19 protein-coding genes are annotated in these 18,990 nt (G+C 43.1%); 17 read left to right on the top strand and 2 right to left on the bottom strand.

All coding sequences use genetic code 11. The features are described 5' to 3' along the window. Positions 1-9: 9 nt before the first annotated feature. From dxs to T546_RS0115585, 15 genes are all read left to right on the top strand, one after another. On the top strand, positions 10-1,935 hold the full coding sequence (gene dxs, locus T546_RS23730; RefSeq protein WP_051629887.1) for a 1-deoxy-D-xylulose-5-phosphate synthase: 1,926 nt from the start codon (positions 10-12) through the stop codon (positions 1,933-1,935). After that, positions 1,932-2,747 carry a TlyA family RNA methyltransferase gene (locus tag T546_RS0115650; protein ID WP_026892434.1) on the top strand — a complete coding sequence of 272 codons (816 nt, stop codon included), beginning with the start codon at positions 1,932-1,934 and terminating at the stop codon, positions 2,745-2,747. The genes dxs and T546_RS0115650 overlap by 4 nt, the downstream gene beginning before the upstream one ends. A gap of 11 nt (positions 2,748-2,758) precedes the next feature. Further along, positions 2,759-3,616, top strand: a complete 858-nt coding sequence (locus tag T546_RS0115645; protein ID WP_026892433.1) for an NAD(+)/NADH kinase — start codon at positions 2,759-2,761, stop codon at positions 3,614-3,616. Between the two features lie 12 nt (positions 3,617-3,628). Then, positions 3,629-4,078, top strand: a complete 450-nt coding sequence (gene argR / locus T546_RS0115640; RefSeq protein ID WP_024838687.1) for an arginine repressor — start codon at positions 3,629-3,631, stop codon at positions 4,076-4,078. A 10-nt stretch (positions 4,079-4,088) separates the two neighbouring features. After that, positions 4,089-5,759, top strand: a complete 1,671-nt coding sequence (gene recN / locus T546_RS0115635) for a DNA repair protein RecN (protein ID WP_026892432.1) — start codon at positions 4,089-4,091, stop codon at positions 5,757-5,759. Between the two features lie 104 nt (positions 5,760-5,863). After that, positions 5,864-7,138 (top strand): SpoIVB peptidase, encoded by a 1,275-nt coding sequence (gene spoIVB / locus T546_RS0115630; RefSeq protein WP_026892431.1) that lies wholly within the window; start codon positions 5,864-5,866, stop codon positions 7,136-7,138. Between the two features lie 476 nt (positions 7,139-7,614). Beyond that, positions 7,615-8,421, top strand: a complete 807-nt coding sequence (gene spo0A / locus T546_RS0115625; protein ID WP_026892430.1) for a sporulation transcription factor Spo0A — start codon at positions 7,615-7,617, stop codon at positions 8,419-8,421. Between the two features lie 107 nt (positions 8,422-8,528). Next, positions 8,529-9,974 (top strand): glycogen synthase GlgA, encoded by a 1,446-nt coding sequence (gene glgA, locus T546_RS0115620; protein WP_026892429.1) that lies wholly within the window; start codon positions 8,529-8,531, stop codon positions 9,972-9,974. Between the two features lie 37 nt (positions 9,975-10,011). Next, a complete protein-coding gene (locus tag T546_RS0115615) occupies positions 10,012-10,581 on the top strand; it encodes an HD domain-containing protein (RefSeq protein ID WP_026892428.1) in 570 nt (189 codons plus the stop codon). A 13-nt stretch (positions 10,582-10,594) separates the two neighbouring features. Next, entirely contained in the window at positions 10,595-11,053 is a 459-nt protein-coding gene (locus T546_RS0115610; RefSeq protein ID WP_034599603.1) for a divergent PAP2 family protein, read from the top strand. Between the two features lie 111 nt (positions 11,054-11,164). Next, the gene (locus tag T546_RS0115605; RefSeq protein ID WP_026892427.1) at positions 11,165-11,722 is read left to right on the top strand and encodes a putative ABC transporter permease; all 558 of its coding nucleotides are present in this window, start codon (positions 11,165-11,167) and stop codon (positions 11,720-11,722) included. A 56-nt stretch (positions 11,723-11,778) separates the two neighbouring features. Next, positions 11,779-12,366 (top strand): Maf family protein, encoded by a 588-nt coding sequence (locus T546_RS0115600; RefSeq protein WP_026892426.1) that lies wholly within the window; start codon positions 11,779-11,781, stop codon positions 12,364-12,366. A gap of 10 nt (positions 12,367-12,376) precedes the next feature. Then, the gene (locus T546_RS0115595; protein WP_026892425.1) at positions 12,377-13,162 is read left to right on the top strand and encodes an HAD family hydrolase; all 786 of its coding nucleotides are present in this window, start codon (positions 12,377-12,379) and stop codon (positions 13,160-13,162) included. A 19-nt stretch (positions 13,163-13,181) separates the two neighbouring features. After that, positions 13,182-14,153 (top strand): peptidylprolyl isomerase, encoded by a 972-nt coding sequence (locus T546_RS0115590; RefSeq protein WP_084326473.1) that lies wholly within the window; start codon positions 13,182-13,184, stop codon positions 14,151-14,153. Positions 14,154-14,179: 26 nt separating this feature from the next. Further along, complete coding sequence (locus T546_RS0115585; protein WP_024838677.1) at positions 14,180-14,416, top strand: hypothetical protein; 237 nt, start codon at positions 14,180-14,182, stop codon at positions 14,414-14,416. Between the two features lie 226 nt (positions 14,417-14,642). On the opposite strand, the gene T546_RS0115580 is transcribed toward T546_RS0115585, so the two are convergent. Then, positions 14,643-15,398, bottom strand: a complete 756-nt coding sequence (locus T546_RS0115580; RefSeq protein WP_026892423.1) for a MerR family transcriptional regulator — start codon at positions 15,396-15,398, stop codon at positions 14,643-14,645. A gap of 156 nt (positions 15,399-15,554) precedes the next feature. On the opposite strand from T546_RS0115580, the gene T546_RS0115575 reads away from it, so the two are divergent. Next, positions 15,555-16,973, top strand: coding sequence for an MDR family MFS transporter (locus T546_RS0115575; RefSeq protein WP_034599593.1), 1,419 nt, complete (start codon positions 15,555-15,557; stop codon positions 16,971-16,973). Positions 16,974-17,045: 72 nt separating this feature from the next. On the opposite strand, the gene T546_RS0115570 is transcribed toward T546_RS0115575, so the two are convergent. Further along, on the bottom strand, positions 17,046-18,332 hold the full coding sequence (locus tag T546_RS0115570; RefSeq protein ID WP_026892421.1) for a M18 family aminopeptidase: 1,287 nt from the start codon (positions 18,330-18,332) through the stop codon (positions 17,046-17,048). Positions 18,333-18,486: 154 nt separating this feature from the next. Here T546_RS0115570 and T546_RS0115565 point away from each other — a divergent pair, with 154 nt between their 5' ends. After that, positions 18,487-18,984 (top strand): DUF5721 family protein, encoded by a 498-nt coding sequence (locus tag T546_RS0115565; protein WP_026892420.1) that lies wholly within the window; start codon positions 18,487-18,489, stop codon positions 18,982-18,984. The last annotated feature ends 6 nt before the right edge of the window (positions 18,985-18,990 follow it).

Below are 18,990 nucleotides of genomic sequence, written 5' to 3'. Positions count from 1 at the left end.
GATTAAAATATGATATTGGATAAGATAAACGGACCGGAAGACATCAAGAAGCTGAATAAGCAGGAACTCGATGTCTTAAGCCAGGAAATCCGGGATTTTTTACTGGAAAAAATAAGCACCATAGGAGGCCATCTTGCCTCCAATTTAGGAGTGGTTGAGCTTACCATGGCTATTTATCTGGCCTTTGACCTTCCAAAAGATAAGGTGGTATGGGATGTAGGACATCAGTCCTATACTCATAAGATATTAAGCGGAAGAAAAGCTGCATTTGATGAGCTTCGCCAGTTTGGTGGAATCAGCGGCTTTCCAAAGAGAAAAGAGAGCCCCTGTGATGCATTTGATACAGGCCACAGCTCTACTTCTATTTCCGCTGGCCTTGGACTTGCTCAGGCAAGAGATGTTCTGGGAGAGGATCACTATGTGGTCTCCGTCATCGGAGATGGCGCCTTGACCGGAGGCATGGCCTATGAAGCCTTAAACAATGCGGCCAGGATGGAAAAGAATTTTATCATTATCCTAAATGACAACAACATGTCTATTTCCGAGAATGTAGGCGGTATGTCCACTTATTTAAGCAGCATACGAACAGGAGAAGGATATCTGGATTTAAAAAAACATGTGACCAATGTCCTTTCCAGGGTTCCTGTGGTCGGAGACTCTCTCATTGAGAAGATCAGCCGTACCAAGAACGGAATCAAGCAGCTGTTGATTCCAGGTATGTTGTTCGAGAATATGGGAATTACCTATCTTGGACCCATAGACGGTCACAATACAAAGGCTCTTACCAGAGCCTTGCGGGAGGCTAAGAAGCTGAACCATACGGTTCTGGTCCATGTCATCACCCAAAAGGGAAAAGGGTATACTTTTGCAGAGAGGAATCCTTCCAGATTTCATGGGGTGGAGCCGTTTGATATCCTCACAGGGGAAACTAAAAAAGAAAAGAAAAATCCAAGCTATACGGATGTGTTCTCAAAGACCATATGCCGTCTGGCTGAGGCAGACGAAAAAATTGTGGCAGTTACGGCAGCCATGCCTGACGGAACTGGTTTAAAACGTTTCGCCAAACAGTTTCCGAACCGCTTTTTTGACGTGGGAATTGCAGAGCAGCATGCTGTAACCTCGGCAGCCGGAATGGCAGCAGGAGGTTTAAAGCCTGTGGTAGCTGTATATTCCTCCTTTTTGCAGCGTGGATTTGACCAGGTGCTTCATGATGTTTGCATCCAGAATCTCCCCGTGGTATTTGCAGTAGACCGTGCCGGACTGGTGGGAAGTGACGGAGAGACCCATCAGGGAATCTTTGATTATTCCTTTCTTACGGCGATTCCAAGTATGAGCGTTTTTGCGCCTAAGAACCTTTGGGAGCTGATGGATGGAATGGAATTTGCCTTATCCTATGGCGCACCTATAGCCGTGCGTTATCCAAGAGGAGAAGCATACCAGGGCCTAAAGGAGTTTCGCAGTCCCATTGAATTTGGAAAAGGTGAGATGCTCTATAAAGAAAAGGACATCGCTCTTTTGGCAGTAGGAAGCATGGTCAGTACAGGAGAACATGTAAGAGAAAAGCTGAAAGCAGACGGCTGGAACTGTACCCTTGCAAACGGACGGTTCATAAAGCCCTTTGACAAAGAGCTGATTGATTCTCTGGCGAAAGATCATTGGCTTATGGTTACCATGGAAGAGAATGTACTTCAGGGCGGCTATGGCCTAAACATCACCAATTATATTCATGAGAATTATCCCCATATAAAGGTAGTAAACATTGCATTGCCGGATTCTTATGTAGAGCATGGCAACGTGTCCCTTCTTAGAAAAGGGTTGGGGATTGACAGCGATTCCATTATCTGGCGGTTGAAAAAAGAGTATCTTGATCTGGAACGCCAGAATACCGAATGGAAGCATTATAAAGACGAAACAGGGAAAGAGAAAAAGGAATGAAAGAAAGACTGGATGTGCTTTTAGTAAAGCAGGGACTGGCAGAGTCCAGAGAAAAAGCCAAAGCCCTTATTATGTCTGGAATCGTCTATGTGGACGGGGATAAAGAAGACAAGGCTGGAACCGCTTTTCCGGAAACCTCTGTCATTGAAGTGAGAGGGAATACCTTAAAGTATGTAAGCCGGGGCGGATTAAAGCTTGAGAAGGCAATGACTCATTTTGATGTGACTCTTATGGGTAAGGTCTGTATGGATGTAGGTTCATCCACCGGCGGCTTTACCGATTGCATGCTGCAAAACGGCGCTGTTAAGGTGTATGCAGTGGATGTGGGACACGGTCAGCTGGCCTGGAAGCTCAGAGAAGATAAGCGAGTGGTCTGCATGGAGAAAACCAACATCCGGTATGTGATTCCGGAAGACATTGGAGATCCCATTGAATTTTCGTCCATTGACGTTTCTTTTATATCTTTAACAAAGGTATTAGGCCCGGTCAAAAATCTTCTTAAGGAAGACGGAGAGATTGTTTGTCTCATTAAGCCCCAATTTGAAGCAGGCCGTGAAAAGGTTGGCAAAAAAGGGGTGGTCAGAGAAAGTTCCGTCCACCTTGAGGTAATAGAAGCGGTGATCCAATATGCCCTTTCCATCGGTTTTTCCGTCCTTCATCTGGAGTTTTCTCCGATCAAAGGCCCGGAAGGGAATATTGAATATTTACTACATTTGAAAAACTGCCAGTCAGAGGGATTATCTCCAAGCATGGAGGCAGATCCGGAGCGGGTTGTTGCTGAGGCTCATGAACAGCTAAGTGGTGGCAGGTAAGGAGCAATCGTATGAAACATTTTTATGTAATCATGAATCCGGATAAGGAAGGTGCGAAGGAGACTGCGGATACCATCAGTCAGTATCTTCTGGCTCATGGCGCCACTTGTGTCATTGGTGGCAGCAATAAAAAGGAAGATAATCCGGGCAGCCATTATACGGATTCAGCCATGGTACCTGAGGAAACAGAATGTATCATCACCCTTGGGGGAGATGGCACCCTCATTCAGGCGGCCAGAGACTTAGCCGGTCGTAATATTCCCATACTTGGAATCAACCGGGGTACTCTTGGATACCTGACTCAGATTTCCCGCACCGAAGAGATATACGGAGCCCTGGCCTCCCTGCTTTCAGGAGATTACACACTGGAAGAACGGATGATGTTACATGGTTCCGTCACCCGTGCCGGTGAAAAAATATTTCAGGATATTGCCTTAAATGAGATCGTTATTATCAGAAACCAGAAGCTGAAGGTTCTTAAATTTAAGGTGTTTGTCAATGGGGAATACTTTAATGAGTACCGGGCGGATGGCCTCATAGCCGCAACTCCGACTGGTTCTACGGCTTATAACCTTTCTGCCGGAGGGCCGATCCTGGTGCCGGATTCCCGGATGCTTGTATTAACACCCATCTGTTCTCATGTTCTGGGGGCCAGAAGCATTGTTCTGTCTTCCGATGACTCCATACGGGTGGAGATGATGGGGCAGGAAGATATCTATCAGGAGGCAGTTTTTGATGGGGATACCCAGATGAGGCTGTGCCCCGGTGATACAGTGGATATCAGCAGGTCAGAGGGTAAGACCATACTGGTTAAGCTGAAACATATCTCATTTTTAGATAACCTGCGTAATAAGATGACCGGTATATAAGGAGGAAACATAATGAAACTGGAACGACACAGCAAAATTGTGGAACTCATCGGAAAACATGAAATCGAGACACAGGAAGAACTGGCGGAATATTTAAATAAGGCTGGTTTTGCGGTAACTCAGGCTACCGTATCCAGAGATATCAGGGAGCTTAAATTAACAAAGGTTCCTTCAGAATCTGGAAAACAGCGCTATATGGTGCTTCAGAGCCAGAGCTCATTCAGCGATAAATATATAAGAATTTTAAAGGATGGATACCTTTCCATGGACATGGCACAGAACATTCTTGTCATTAAAACAGTCTCAGGTATGGCTATGGCTGTAGCTGCGGCTCTTGACGCCCTTCACTTTAATGAAATGGTGGGCTGCATTGCTGGAGATGACACCATCATGTGCGCCATAAGAAGCTCCGATGATACCATCCTGATGATGGACAAACTGAAAAAACTTATTACGGGATAAGGAGGCTGCCATGCTTTCAGAATTACACGTAAGAAACTTAGCCCTGATTGAAAAGGCCGATGTAGAATTTAAGGAAGGACTGAATGTCTTGACCGGCGAGACCGGTGCCGGAAAATCAATTATTATCGGCTCTGTGACCATAGCCTTGGGTGGCAAGGTACCCAAGGACATCATCAGAAAGGGCGCGGATTATGCTTATATCGAACTGATCTTTACGGTCAGCGATCCAGAAAAGCTTTCCATGTTAAAGGAATATGACGTCCATCCCGACGGCGATGGCACGGTAATCATTTCAAAAAAAATCATGCCTTCCAGGAGTCTGAGCAAAATCAATGACGAAACGGTGACCGCAGGAAAGCTGCGGGATATCACCGGACTTTTGATCGATATTCATGGACAGCATGAACACCAGTCTTTACTCTACAAATCAAAACATCTCGAGATTCTGGATCGATACCAGGATAAAAAGTCCCATGAGCTAAAAGAGAATATTGCAGAAGCATACCGGGAATATTGCCGGTTAAAGGAACATCTTTCTACCTTTGCTCTCGATGAAGAGACCAGACTCAGGGAAATGGATTTCATCCGTTTTGAGATTGAAGAGATAGAAAACGCTGATTTAAAAGATGGAGAGGAAGAAGAGCTTGCTTCCAGATACCGTCTGTTTCTTCACGGAAAAAAAATAGCCGAAAGTCTTTCCCAGGCGTATTCTGCAGTGAGCACGGATTTCATCAGCCGGGCTTTAAAAGAGATGGAATCCGTTGCTTCTTATGATGAAAGGCTGTCAGCGATCAGAGATCAGCTGTTTGATGCGGATTCTATTTTAAATGACATCAACCATGAAATTTCTTCTTATATGGATGATATGTCATTTGATGAGGAAGAATACAGTCAAATCGAGGAAAGGCTTGATGTCATACATAATCTGGAAGCCAAGTACGGCAAAAGTGTAAGCCAGATTTTTACAAATCTGGAAGAAAAAAGGGTCCGTTTAGAGGAGCTTGAAGATTACGACAGCTTAAAGCGGAAAACAGAACAGGATATTAAGGAAATAGAGGATAAACTGGACGACTTATGCGGACAATTATCTTATATGAGAAAAGACACGGCAAAAGAGCTGACAAAAAAAATCAAAGCAGGCTTAAATGATTTAAACTTTTTAGACGTGGAATTTTCTATGGAATTCAAGCGTCTGGACCACTATACATCAAACGGTTATGATGAAGCGGAATTTGTTATCTCCACAAATCCCGGCGAATCCTTAAAGCCTCTTGGTCAGGTGGCTTCCGGCGGAGAGTTATCAAGAATCATGCTGGCAGTGAAAACGGTCCTTGCTGATTCCGATGATATCCCTACTTTGATTTTTGACGAGATCGACACTGGAATCAGCGGCAGGACGGCGCAGAAGGTATCAGAAAAGCTTTCCTATATCGCAAACAGCCATCAGGTGATCTTAATCACCCATCTGCCTCAGATCGCCGCCATGGCCGATGCTCATTTTGAAATTTTAAAATCGGCAAAAGATGGAATGACTCAAACCACCATTCGTACGCTAAGTGATGGGGAGATGGTGGAAGAACTGGCAAGACTTCTCGGCGGTGCGAAGATCACGGAAGCAGTCAGAGAGAACGCCAGAGAGATGAAACGGCTTGCTGTCAAAAAAAACAATGACCAATATTAAATGAATTCAACTAAAATATGACAGAGTGTTTTTACTTTTTTCTCACATACTATGAGAGGAGCCAAAAAAATTGTCTCCTTTATTCTTCTAAGGAGGTATGTGAGATGGGTAAAAACAAAGTTCATAAGCTTATCGTGAGAGCGTTCTGGATCAGCCTGGTCTTTTGCATTGGGTTTTCCTGGTTCTATATGAAACGGGTGATCCCCGACAAACTGAATATCGTAGCAGAGGAAGAAGAACAATTTCATTTCTCCATGCCTTTTGATGTAACCCTCCATTCAGACAGTGAGGAAGTGGTTTTAAGCAATGGTTCCAATATCCCTTCCGATCAGATCCACCTGCAGTTAAACGAGCCATTCTCTGTATATTCTAAGAATCAGGGAAGCTATAAACTGGGCCTGAAGCTCTTTGGCTTCATTCAATTAAAAGACATACAGGTCAATGTGGTAGATACCAAGTATGCCGTCCCATGCGGCACTCCAATTGGAATTTATTTAAAATCCAATGGTATCATGGTCATAGGAACTGGAGATGTAACAAAAAAGGACGGAATGACAACGGAACCAGCATTTGGCATTCTGCAGTCTGGTGATTACATTGAAACCATTAACGGAACTCCGCTGAAAGACAAAGAATCCCTGATGAGTGAATTAAACAAGATAGGCGCTGCGGAAGCAATCTTAAAGGTCAGACGTAATGGGGAAACCATTGATGTAAAGATGAATCCTGTTCAGACCGAAGATGGCACCTATAAACTCGGCGTCTGGGTCAGAGATGACACTCAGGGAATCGGTACCATGACCTATGTGGATATGAATGGTCAGTTCGGAGCACTTGGTCACGGCATCAGTGACAGTGATACCGGCAATGTAGTACAGATTACAGACGGCTCTCTCTATGAAACAGCAATTATGGGAATTGAAAAAGGCACCTTCGGAAAACCTGGAGTGATGAGCGGAATCATCTATTACGGCCCTGGCTCCACTCTGGGAACGATTACAGCCAACACGGAAGAAGGAATATTCGGAACAGTAAACGACCGCTTTAAGCAAAATATAAAGCAGGATGCCATACCCATCGGATACCGTCAGGATGTAAAAAAGGGCGTTGCATACGTCAGAAGTGATGTATCCGGCAAGATAAGAGATTATGAGATTGAAATACAGCGTGTGGATTACTCCACGGCTCACAAAAGCAAAGGAATGGTCATTAAAGTCACAGATCCGGATCTTTTAGCACTCACAGGAGGTATCGTCCAGGGTATGTCAGGAAGCCCTATCATTCAGGACGGTAAGCTCATAGGTGCGGTGACTCATGTTTTCATTCAGGATTCTACAAGAGGTTACGGAATCTTTATTGAGAACATGTTGAATCATTAAATTTAATTATGGTAGGAAAAGGACAGGATTGTAAGGCGATTACAGTGCTGTCCTTTTCTTCTATTACATTCTGCCCGTATTTTTCGAAATGTATGTAAATAAATACTTTGAGTCTCGAAAAGTCTAAAAAAAAGTAAGATAAATTATATTAATCTGATGATTAATACTTTTCAAGGCAGAGAGAATATGTTAGTATAAGAACCAGGAATAGTAAAAGGCCGGATTTTTTTGCCGACACGGAGCATCAAATTTCAACACTGGTTAAAAAGGGGGGCTGGGAGCGAATCAAGATGCAAAAAGGCATTTTATCGGTTCGACATTTTTAGAAATTTGGAAAAATTTGGAAATCAGCTTGTAAAAAACATTATTTGTCGAATCCTGCGATAGAATTCCATTGCGGCATAAGCTGAGGCAAGATTATAATGGCTATACACTAGTTTTATTTTATTTTTATGAATCAGGAGGAGAGTATTACTATGTCAGAAATCAGTATTGCAATTGCCGATGATAACCTTCAGACATTAAATCTGTTGAACGATATACTGGAAGGAGAGGAGGATTTCCACGTTGTAGGCAGAGCGGATAATGGCGAAGATGCTTATAACATGATCCTCAAAACAAATCCCGATGTTGTCTTATTGGATGTAATTATGCCGAGAATGGACGGAATAACAGTAATGGAACGAGTTAGGGGCAACGGTTCTGTTACAAAGATACCGTCGTTTATTATGGTAACAGCGGCAGGAAGCGAGAATATTACCGAAGACGCGTTTCGCATGGGAGCAAATTATTACATAATGAAACCATTCAATAAGGAAATTATCGTCGATAAGGTTCGAAGAGTGGGTCAGAGAAAGTCAAAAGCACCTAATTTACAGGGGATGAAAAAGGTGAAGCCTTATGTCAATAAAACCGAATATATGGAGCAGAATCTGGAAAATGATGTAACACAGATGCTCCACGAAATTGGAATTCCTGCCCATATCAAAGGATACCAGTATCTTCGGGATGCCATTGTCATTTCTGTACAGGACCAGGAGATGCTTACTTCAGTTACTAAGATACTTTATCCGTCCATTGCTAAAAAACACCAGACAACACCAAGCAGAGTAGAAAGAGCGATCCGTCATGCCATCGAAGTAGCCTGGAGCAGAGGAAAGATGGATACCATCAATGAATTATTTGGTTATACGGTAAGTACTGGTAAAGGAAAACCCACAAACTCAGAGTTTATCGCATTAATCGCAGATAAAATACGACTGGATTACAAAAAACTTTCCTAAACTTTCCTAAATATACGGAAAGATACTTCCTTATTTCTTTAAAATGAAGTATACTATAGACTAACAGATGCCACCATTTTCGTGGTAAGGATAAGGGAGGTTTGTGGATGAAGAAGATACTTTTCGTAGCATCAGAGGCAGTACCTTTTATCAAAACTGGAGGACTTGCAGACGTTGTAGGTTCCCTTCCCAAGTGTTTTTCAAAAGAGCATTTTGATATGAGAGTCATGATTCCCAAGTATTTATGCATCAAAGAAGAACTGAGAAACCAGATGACCTATATTGATCACTTCTATATGGACTATCTGGATCAGAGCAGGTATGTGGGAATTCTTCAATATGTTTACGAAGGTATCACGTTTTATTTCATAGACAATGAAAGTTATTTTAATGGCCCCAAACCGTATGGGGACTGGTTATATGATTTGGAAAAGTTCTGCTTCTTTTCAAGAGCAGCTTTATCCTCACTTCCGGTCATTGGATTTCAGCCGGATGTGGTACACTGCCATGACTGGCAGACTGCACTTATTCCTGTTCTGTTAAAGGATCGGTTTCATGACGGTGAATTTTTTCGCAGCATGAAGTCGGTGATTACGATCCACAACTTAAAATTTCAGGGCGTATGGGATGTAAAGACCATACAGAGGCTTACCAGCCTTCCGGATTATTATTTTACTCCGGACAAATTGGAGGCATATAAGGACGGTAACTTACTAAAAGGCGGCATCGTTTATGCAGATGCCATCACTACAGTAAGTGACACCTATGCAAAGGAAATTCAGATGCCCTTTTACGGAGAAGGCCTTGATGGCCTGATGCGTGCCAGGGAAGGCGATCTTAGAGGTATCGTCAACGGGATTGATTACGAAGAATTCAATCCTGAGAATGACTCATACATCGTACAGAATTATAATTTCGAAAACGTTCAAGGGGAAAAGGGTAAGAACAAGACAGCTCTTCAAAAGGAACTTGGCCTTGCTCAGGATGAAAACAAATTTATGATCGGCATTGTATCCAGACTGACGGATCAGAAGGGACTTGACCTGATTCAGTGCGTCATGGATGAACTGTGTCAGGATGAGATTCAGCTTGTCATCCTTGGAACCGGAGATGAACGTTACGAGAATATGTTCCGTCATTACGCATGGAAGTATCAGGATAAGGTTTCTGCGAATATATATTATTCAGAGGCCATGTCCCACAAGATCTATGCAGCATGTGATGCATTTCTCATGCCCTCCTTATTTGAACCATGCGGGCTCAGTCAGCTGATGTCGCTTCGCTATGGAACACTCCCCATTGTGCGGGAGACCGGAGGGTTAAAGGATACCGTAGAGCCTTACAATGAATATGAGAAGAGCGGGACCGGCTTCTCCTTCTCCAATTACAATGCCCATGAGATGCTTGGGATCATTCGGTATGCGGAAAGCATTTTCTACGATAAAAAGAAAGAGTGGAACCTGCTTGTCTGCCGTGCTATGACAAAGGATTTTTCATGGAAAACTTCTGCCATGAAATATCAGGAGCTTTACGACTGGCTCACTGGCTGTTAGCAGACTGAAATTACAGAAAAGAAATGAGTGAATAAAAATGAAAAGCATGCATTTCACCCAGGAAGAAAAAGAACTTGCCGTAACATGGGCAGAAGATTCTTCCTGGGCTGAACAGGAAAACTACAATGCGGATCTGGTCTATATGGATTGTGTGAAAGATATCTTGGAACACCCCATATTCCAGTCCATGGAAAACTATATGCAGCATGGAGATACGACTTGTAAACACCACTGCATCAAAGTATCCTATATGAGCTACAGTATCTGTAGAAGGCTGGGCTGGGACTATAAAGAAGTCGCCAGAGCCGGTCTTCTTCATGATTTATTTTTGTATGACTGGCATACCCATGCCAGAGAAACCGGGGAACATTTTCATGGTTTTACTCATCCCAGGACTGCACTGAATAACGCAGTCAAGTACTTTGAATTAACAGAGAATGAAAAAGACATGATCCTGCGTCATATGTGGCCGTTAACCCCGATTCCCCCAAGGACCAGGGGAGGTCTGGTGATTGTTTATTCGGACAAATTCTGCGGTCTCATAGAAACCGTAGCCAGGTTCAAACGCTGGTTTTTATTCAGTGTTGGCTGGAAAAGTACTGCATAAGATGGAGGAAACCATGAAATATTGGGATGATATACTGGGAAACCAGGTTTTAATGAGCGCTGTCACAGGCTGGATGGTGGCTCAGGTTTTAAAGACACTGATTGATCTTGCTCTTAACAGAAATTTTAATCCGGAGAGGCTGGTGGGATCCGGGGGAATGCCCAGTTCTCACTCCTCTACGGTATGTGCATTAACGACCGCCGCCAGCTACCGTTATGGCCCCGGATCGTTTGAATTTGCAGTCTGCTTTGTGCTTTCCATGATCGTTATGTACGATGCCATGGGAGTCCGGAGAGAAACCGGACGGCAGGCAAAATTATTAAACAGCATATTGTTAGAAAACCCTTTAAAACTTAAGGGAGAGCTGATACAGGAGACATTAAAGGAATATGTTGGCCATACTCCTTTGCAGGTGGCAGCGGGAGCGCTCCTTGGCATACTCCTCGCCCTGTTTATGGCACAATATTATTAAATAAACAGAATTGTTTCCGTGAATCGTAAGAAATTAGACCTTGATTTCTTAAGATATCCATATTATACTTTAACAAGTTCAAAAATTGTCAAATTTGGAGGTAAAATGGGTATGACGATTTATCACAGGATCATATGTTTTTTCCTGTTCAGCTTTCTTGGATACCTTCTTGAATGTGTAGTACTCAGTTATGAAAATAAAAGGCCAGTGGTCAATCGCGGTTTCGGACACGGTCCCTTCTGTATTATATACGGATTCGGTGCCATGGGAGCTATGATTCTTCTAAAGCCTCTTTCTGATAATCTTATTCTACTTTACATTGCAACAACGTTAATGGCTACGACCATGGAGCTGATAACGGCAAGAATGATGATTAAACTGTTTGGTTCCTTCTGGTGGGATTACAGCAGAAAACCATTTAACTACAAAGGCATTATCTGTCTGGAAAGCAGTGTTGCCTGGGGATTTCTAGGTATCTTTTATTTCCGGTTCCTGGATGGCTTTGTAAGCCAGATGGCAGGAGCAGTTCCGGAAGGTCTGGAGCGAATGGTGGCATTAAGCCTTATGGCATTTTATATCGCCGACTTTATTTACACCATGAGACTGCAGCTTAAGTCATCTTGTGACGAAGACGATGCAACCATGATTGGTCGTTTGAAAGTATATTAATGAATGGCGGGATTCGATTCGGGTCCCGCTTATTTGTTCGTTTAAAAACAGGGAGGATGGATATGAAACAAATGAAAAAACTTGTGCTGGCATCTGCTTCTCCGCGTAGGAGAGAACTTCTTGCCCAGATCGGGCTTACCCCTTTGATTGAACCAAGTACGTTAGAAGAAAAGGTTACCTCTTCCATACCTGAGGCCGTGGTTTCGGAGCTTTCCAGCCAGAAAGCCCAGGATGTGGCTGAGCACCAGGAACCAGGTACCCTTGTCATTGGAGCGGACACCGTAGTAGCTATGGACCATCAGATTTTATTAAAGCCTGTCAGCCATGAGGATGCTTACCGCATGATTTCCATGCTCCAGGGAAGGGATCATCAGGTTTATACCGGCGTCACCTTAATTTATTGTGGACAAACGGAGAAGAAGGTAAAGACCTTTGTGGAAAAAACAGATGTGACCGTATATCCCATGTCAGAAGAAGAGATAAAGACGTATGCCTTTAGTGAAGAGCCAATGGATAAGGCAGGAGCCTATGGAATCCAGGGGAAATTCGCGGCTTTTGTCAAAGGGATTGACGGCGATTACAATAATGTAGTAGGATTGCCAGTAGGACGAGTGTTTCAGGAGATAAAAGGGATGCTTGAATAGGAGGATTGTCATGATTAAGCTGATTGTATCAGATATTGACGGAACTTTGGTGCCTGACGGGAGCCATAAGATCAATCCGGAGATTTTTGATGTAATATTAAAACTGCGGGCAAAAGGAATTCAGTTTGCTGCGGCAAGTGGACGCCAGTGGGTGAGCATTGAATCTATCTTTCAGCCTGTGAAGGAAAAAATATTTTATTTGTCGGATAACGGAGCCTATGTAGGCTGTCACGGTAGAAATCTATTTCTAAATACCATTGAGCGGCAGACGGTTATGGATATGATTCAGGAGGTACGAAGTACAGAAGGGCTGGAGCTTATGTTAAGCGGACCTGATGTGGTTTATGTGGAAACCAGGGATCAGGAGATCTTAGACTGGCTGATCCATGGATATAAGTTCCAGGTTCAGCAGGTGGACGATTTGACCCAGGTGGATTCGGAATTTATAAAAGTATCTGTGTATCGAAAATCTCATGTGGAAGCTCATACCGTGGAGCTTAGGGCCAAATTTGCAGACCGTCTTAAGATTACCATTGCAGGGGAGATGTGGATGGACTGCATGAAGCCCGGAATCAACAAGGGGCAGGCTGTAAAGCTTCTTCAGGACAGTCTTATGATCAAACCCGAAGAGACCATGGTCTTTGGAGACCAGTTAAATGATATTGAAATGATGAGCCAGGCATACTACAGCTTTGCAGTGGGAAATGCCAGAGAAGAAGTAAAGAATGCGGCCAGGTTCCGTACCGATTTAAATATCAATGACGGAGTGTTAAAAATACTGAAGCTGCTGTTGTAGCATGGAAAGAGGGAAGCACGTGAAAGGTGAAAAAAAACGAAGAGGAAGGATATTCCTGGCAGTTTTGGCACTTATTGCCCTGCTTACCGGTTGTAAGGCAGATATCCCCATTGTTTCTGAGATCGCGGAGACGAAGGCATATACACTGCCTCAATCCATGATCATCCTGGCAACGGAGAGAAACCGGTACCAACAAATATATACCAGCCAGATTTGGGGCATAGACCTGCCCGGAGATCAGAATTTTGAATCCTATCTCATCGAGCAGGTAAAAGAATTTCTCCAGGAGATGAAGATGATGAATCTTCTTGCAGAGAATAAGGGAGTTACCCTTACCAGCAGTGAGAAAGAAAAGGTGCGTAAGGCATCGGATGAATACTTTGGATCCCTGACAAAAGAAGACATTGCCTATATGGGGATCACAGAAGAAGATGTCCGCAGCATGTACGAGCAGTATTACCTGTCCAATAAGGTGGTGACTGAATTAACCAAGGATATGAATCTGGAAATCAGTGACAGTGAAGCTAAGGTCATTATCGTAGACCAGATCGTCCTCACAGACAAAGATCAGGCGGATCAGGTCCTGTCCCTTGTAACAGCCGAGGGCGCTGATTTTTCTGCCCTGGCAAGAGAGCATTCCTTAGAAGAAACGATGGAACGCCATATTGGAAGAGGAGAGGCGTCTAAGGCCTATGAAGAGGCTGCATTTGCCTTGTTAGAGGGAGATATCAGCCCTGTCGTGGAAGATAATGGAAGGTTCTATATCATCAAATGCGTCGATGATTATGATGAGACAGCTACCCAGGAAAGAAAAGCCGGACTGTACCGAAAACGGAAAAAAGAAGCCTTCGATCAGATTTATAATAAATATAAAGAAGAAAATCCTGTGGCCTTCAGCAATGAAATATGGAAGGATGTCAGGTTCTCCAAGGAAGATAAGACCACGACCACTAACTTTTTTGAAATTTACAAAAAATATGTAACGGATTGATAAAAAGAAAGGACGGCAGAAAGCAAATGAGCCAGAGAGATACCATTCGTAGAAGAAGCCACAGCCGAAGGCGCAGACAAAGCCGTGGGCGGGAAGTTTTTGGAGGGTTCATGCTGTTTTTGTTTGTATTGATTCTGTTTGTGGGTGTCATAGCCGGAGGAGTCTACGGTTACCGCTATTGGGAGGGAAACCGGACCTCCAATCAGCCTTTGGAAACAAGCCGGGAAGTAGTTCCGGAGACTATGCATGGAAATGACAAATAAAAGTTTTTCCTATACTTTTAAATAAGAAAATAAAAAATAAGGGATAAAAGATACCCGGATAGTCAGACACAGAAAAAAGTGGCTGTGCTTAACTATCCAGGTACCTTTTATCTCTTTTTTATTGTCCTTGACAAAGGGTTCAATTTACCCCTCCAGATTGATAAACGGTTGTTTCACTTAACATATCATTGAATGAATGGGAAGCGTCAGCCAAATAAATAAGTGGTTAGTGATATACATGTAAAAATGCTTTGTATATGAATTCTGCAAGACCCGGTGACTTTTTGTCCAAATCTTCTTTGTAAATCAAATACGCCTGCCCGATTTTACGAAAAGATTCATCGTTGCAGGGAACCCATCTATTGATTAATTTTCCATAAGCATGAACCGCATTTTCTGCCGCTGAACTCTCCGGGCCATCTATCATAGCTTCGCGAAATTTTTGCATGACATCCTCGCAAAGAGCAAGGATCTCTTCAAAATCCGTATACATGATATTTGAGGCATTTTTTATCAGTGATATGCGGCTTGAATAGATGCCGCTTTTCACTAACGGAAGAAAAAAAAGGCTTTCCATTAACGCTCTGATTTCATTTGCATATGTTTTTCTCAGTGTTTCAATTCTGTTTTTGTCAAAATCTCTTAACATTGAGATATCAAAATCGTCATTTAATATTCGGTCAACGGACAGTATCATTTTTTGCAGCTTGGCTTGTTTCTCCATGAGAATTTGCTTATGTCTCCCTACAATCTCCTTTTCCATTTCCTTTGGATTTTCAAGCAGTAATCGAATGTCATCAAGGGTAAAGCCAAGTTCTTTATAAAATAGAATGCTCCATAAGCGGCGCAAGCTCTCTTCATCATATAGGCGGTAGCCCGATTCTTTCACAGCGCTTGGCGGCAGCAATCCGATTTCATCATAATATTGCAAGGTGCGACGGCTTACGCCGGAGAGCTTACTCACTTCATTTACACTTTTCATTGCTTTTTCTCCTTTTACATTTTACAAATTTTAAAAGGCTCTTGACTCGAACGTAACGTTATAGTTTATGCTTTGATTCTAAACGAAATGCAGCGTCTTGTAAAGGGAAAATAAATAGGTACGGGCGTTACACATCATAAGGAGGATTAATTTATCATGAAAAAGAATAAAAATGACTCGGAATTTGAGCCGATTCCAAAGAGTATCATCAATATAGCCTGGATTTTAGTTCTTGGGGCAATTATGCCGCTGCTTGATTCAACCATGATCAACATTGCCATCAAGAGCTTAAGCAGTGGTTTTAGCAGCGGACTTGATTTAATCCAGTGGGTAATTACTGGTTACGTGTTATCCATGGCAATTTCCGTTCCCCTCGTTGGCTGGGCGGTTCAACGTTATAACGGTAAATGGTTAATGATAGGTGCAAATATCGTATTCTTAGTTACTTCCATTGCTTCCGGACTTAGCTGGAGCATCGGTTCCTTGATTGTTTTCCGGATAGTTCAAGGTGCCAGTGCCGGCTTTATTATGACGCTTGTGACTACGTTGTGTGTTGCAGTTGCCGGAGGGGATCGAATGGGACGTATGATGTCCACGGTTGGTATCCCAATGGTCTTAGGACCAATCCTTGGTCCGGTCATTGGTGCCGTGATTCTTCAGTTCCTGTCATGGCGTTATATTTTCTTTGTCAATGTTCCTATTGGTATCATTGCCATCATCTTAATGGTTTTAAAATTACCTGACTTCACGCCGGTCAATGTAAAAGCCAAATTTGATTTCATTGGCATCATTTTATTGGGAGGTAGTTCAGCCTCATTGATTTATGGAATTAGTAAAGCAGCAAAGAGTGCAACATTCAACAATGGCACGACAATTGGTTTTGTTGTTGCCGGGATCGTAATATTAGCTGTCTATATGATTTACGCAGCCATTAAAAAGGAACAGGCAATTCTTCCACTACATTTGTTTCAAATGAAAAATTTCAGTGCTGTTATGGCTGGATTGTTCCTTGCAGGGATTGCTACCAACGGCCCAATGCTGTTATTACCTTTGTTTTTTCAAAATATTAAGGGCTTTTCCGTATTAAATACCGGACTCATCCTGATTCCACAAGGGATCGGTATGTTAGTTGCCCGCCCACTGGTTGGCCGGCTAACGGATAAAGCAGGCGCACGTTACGTTGTCTTAGTTAGTTTGATATTAGCTATCGTCGGCACGATTCCATTTGTCTTCTTTGATGAGACATCTTCACTCATTGTTGTAAGCATTGTCTTAACGATCCGAGGTATGGGGATTGGTGGTGTCACCATTCCAATGATGACGGATGCTTACACCGGTATGGAAAAACAAGAAATCGCACAAGCCAGTGTGGGAACCCGAATCATGCAAAATATTGGTGGTGCATTTGGTTCCGCAGTGCTTGCAACGGTTGTCAGCCTCTGGATCCAGGGGAAAGTACCAACAATTCCTCTCATGACCACTGCTTACCACAATGGTTTCATGTTAGCCTTAGTCCTTAGCTTTGTATTGTTCATTCCAACTTTGTTTTTAACCAACAAGATATCTAAGAAATGATAAACGAAAGGGTCTGTCGCGTGAATTACTTCCTGCGGCAGACCCTTATTTTGTATCAAAATTGTTTCTTGTTTAAGCTTTAAAGAATTCAGTGGCAAGCTTTACAAGGGCAGCCTGGTCATGGGTACCCATAAGCTCTCTGGCTGAATGCATGGCAAGCATAGGAACACCTACATCTACGGTGCGCATGGTCAGAAGAGCAGAAGAGATGCTTCCTAACGTGGAGCCGCCTCTCATGTCGGAGCGGTTAGAGAATTTCTTATACGGTATGTCATTGGCTCGGCAGATGCCTTCAATGACTCCGGTGCTTGTGGCATCGGTAGCGTAAGACTGACTGGCAGCAAGTTTGATAGCAACGCCATCCCCCATGACGATCTGATTCTTAATGTCGCATTTTTCCCCATGATTTGGGTGGAATGCGTGAGCCACATCCATGGAAAGCAGAAAGCCGCTTAAAAGGCCGTTTAAGAAGGTTTCTCTTGTATATCCTAAGGATAAGTATATCTTTTCGAGGACATGTTCTGTCATGGCAGAAGCCGCGCCCTGTTTTGTACTGCTTCCAATCTCTTCGTTGTCATATAAAGCAATTGCATGAATTCCTTCCTTACAGGGAGCTTCTATGATTGCATTTAAACATGCATGGACAGAGGTTATGTTATCCAGACGGGGAGCGGAAAAGAACTCATCGTGTAAGCCAAGTAAGTCGCCAGCTTCCCGGCTGTAAACATAGATTTCATAATCCAGGATATCTTCCTTGCTGATTCCCGCTTCTTTTGCCAGAGCATGAAGGAAAAAGTCTTTCTGGTTTAGTTTATCCTTGATCAGTGTAATAATAGGCAGCATATCCACCTGTGCATTAATGGGAACACCCTCATTGGCGCCTCTGTTCATGTGAATGGCAAGGCTTGGAACCGTGATAATGGGACGGGCGAAGTCTACAAAAATAGTCTTTGGCTCCATTACGGATTTACCCATCACAGACACCTTTCCAGCCATAGAAAGGGGACGGTCAAACCAGGTATTAAGAAGTGGGCCGCCGTAAACCTCCACGTTTAATTTTCCATAATCTAAGGAAGTCACCTCAGGAGATGGCTTTACCTTTAAACAAGGCCAGTCCGTATGGGCCGCCGCCAGACGAAGGGAGGGAGTATCTGTAAGAGTCTCTCCCACAGTAAATGCAATCAGGGATGAATCAAAAACATTTATATAGTAGGATTCTCCTTTTTTTAACTTCCAGGAAGCGGAAAGGGGCAGTTCTTTAAAGCCTGCGTCTTTTAACTGTTTGGAAGATGCCATAATGCAATGATAAGGAGATACGGATGCTGCGATCAGGGATTCTAACTCTTTGATGGTATTCATATGTTATCCTCTTTTCTTACTACTTTTTGTTTCCTGAGCGAAACTTATCTTTCTATTATACCACACAAATGGATGGTTTGGAATCCTTCGTTGACAGAGGTTGAGAATCCGTTGTATATTAAACAAAGAACAATCATGAATGGGAGATTATGAAATGATTTCAGTAAAAATTGAGGATATTAAATCCTTTACCTCCAAGCTATTTGTAGGGGAGGTATTTGACCGCTTCCTGATCAAGGAGGCATCTATTTCGACCTATAATACATTTACCATAGACGGAACCATTAAAAGTGGATACTATTCTCAGGAGGAGCTGGAGGAGCAGAATATAGGAACCTATTCTTCCTGGTCCACCCTAAAGCCCTTTTGCTTTTCCCTGATTAAGGGGAAGCGGCTGCCTGTAAGCTTTCGTATCATCCTATTGATGCCGGAAGACGGGACAGAGCGTTTTCTCTCCGCAAGAAGAATTGGATTCCCCAAAGAACAGGTAAAGGGACTGTATGTCAATATCCGCTATGAGGAGGAAAAGCTTACCTGTATCACAGGAACCTCCGTCTCTGTGTTCACTTTGGACAAGACACTTGATGAAGAATGGGATGAGGGTTTTAAAGGCTTTTTAAAGAAAAATGAGATTCCATTTATAGAAGAATAGCATTAT

It is taken from the genome of [Clostridium] aerotolerans DSM 5434 (genome assembly GCF_000687555.1).
In the GTDB taxonomy this organism is placed as follows: Bacteria; Bacillota; Clostridia; order Lachnospirales; family Lachnospiraceae; genus Lacrimispora; species Lacrimispora aerotolerans.
This window is presented reverse-complemented; position numbering and strand designations above follow the sequence as displayed.

Excerpts from the sequence above, each read along its gene's own strand:
- T546_RS0115575 (WP_034599593.1), top strand. The coding sequence starts at position 15,555 with ATGAAAAAGAATAAAAATGACTCGGAATTTGAGCCGATTCCAAAGAGT.
- T546_RS0115580 (WP_026892423.1), bottom strand. The coding sequence starts at position 15,398 with ATGAAAAGTGTAAATGAAGTGAGTAAGCTCTCCGGCGTAAGCCGTCGC.
- argR (WP_024838687.1), top strand. The coding sequence starts at position 3,629 with ATGAAACTGGAACGACACAGCAAAATTGTGGAACTCATCGGAAAACAT.
- T546_RS0115615 (WP_026892428.1), top strand. The coding sequence starts at position 10,012 with ATGAAAAGCATGCATTTCACCCAGGAAGAAAAAGAACTTGCCGTAACA.
- T546_RS0115600 (WP_026892426.1), top strand. The coding sequence starts at position 11,779 with ATGGATATGAAACAAATGAAAAAACTTGTGCTGGCATCTGCTTCTCCG.
- T546_RS0115605 (WP_026892427.1), top strand. The coding sequence starts at position 11,165 with ATGACGATTTATCACAGGATCATATGTTTTTTCCTGTTCAGCTTTCTT.
- recN (WP_026892432.1), top strand. The coding sequence starts at position 4,089 with ATGCTTTCAGAATTACACGTAAGAAACTTAGCCCTGATTGAAAAGGCC.
- glgA (WP_026892429.1), top strand. The coding sequence starts at position 8,529 with ATGAAGAAGATACTTTTCGTAGCATCAGAGGCAGTACCTTTTATCAAA.
- T546_RS0115650 (WP_026892434.1), top strand. The coding sequence starts at position 1,932 with ATGAAAGAAAGACTGGATGTGCTTTTAGTAAAGCAGGGACTGGCAGAG.
- T546_RS0115570 (WP_026892421.1), bottom strand. The coding sequence starts at position 18,332 with ATGAATACCATCAAAGAGTTAGAATCCCTGATCGCAGCATCCGTATCT.
- T546_RS0115585 (WP_024838677.1), top strand. The coding sequence starts at position 14,180 with ATGAGCCAGAGAGATACCATTCGTAGAAGAAGCCACAGCCGAAGGCGC.
- T546_RS0115610 (WP_034599603.1), top strand. The coding sequence starts at position 10,595 with ATGAAATATTGGGATGATATACTGGGAAACCAGGTTTTAATGAGCGCT.
- T546_RS0115565 (WP_026892420.1), top strand. The coding sequence starts at position 18,487 with ATGATTTCAGTAAAAATTGAGGATATTAAATCCTTTACCTCCAAGCTA.
- spo0A (WP_026892430.1), top strand. The coding sequence starts at position 7,615 with ATGTCAGAAATCAGTATTGCAATTGCCGATGATAACCTTCAGACATTA.
- T546_RS0115595 (WP_026892425.1), top strand. The coding sequence starts at position 12,377 with ATGATTAAGCTGATTGTATCAGATATTGACGGAACTTTGGTGCCTGAC.
- spoIVB (WP_026892431.1), top strand. The coding sequence starts at position 5,864 with ATGGGTAAAAACAAAGTTCATAAGCTTATCGTGAGAGCGTTCTGGATC.
- T546_RS0115645 (WP_026892433.1), top strand. The coding sequence starts at position 2,759 with ATGAAACATTTTTATGTAATCATGAATCCGGATAAGGAAGGTGCGAAG.
- dxs (WP_051629887.1), top strand. The coding sequence starts at position 10 with ATGATATTGGATAAGATAAACGGACCGGAAGACATCAAGAAGCTGAAT.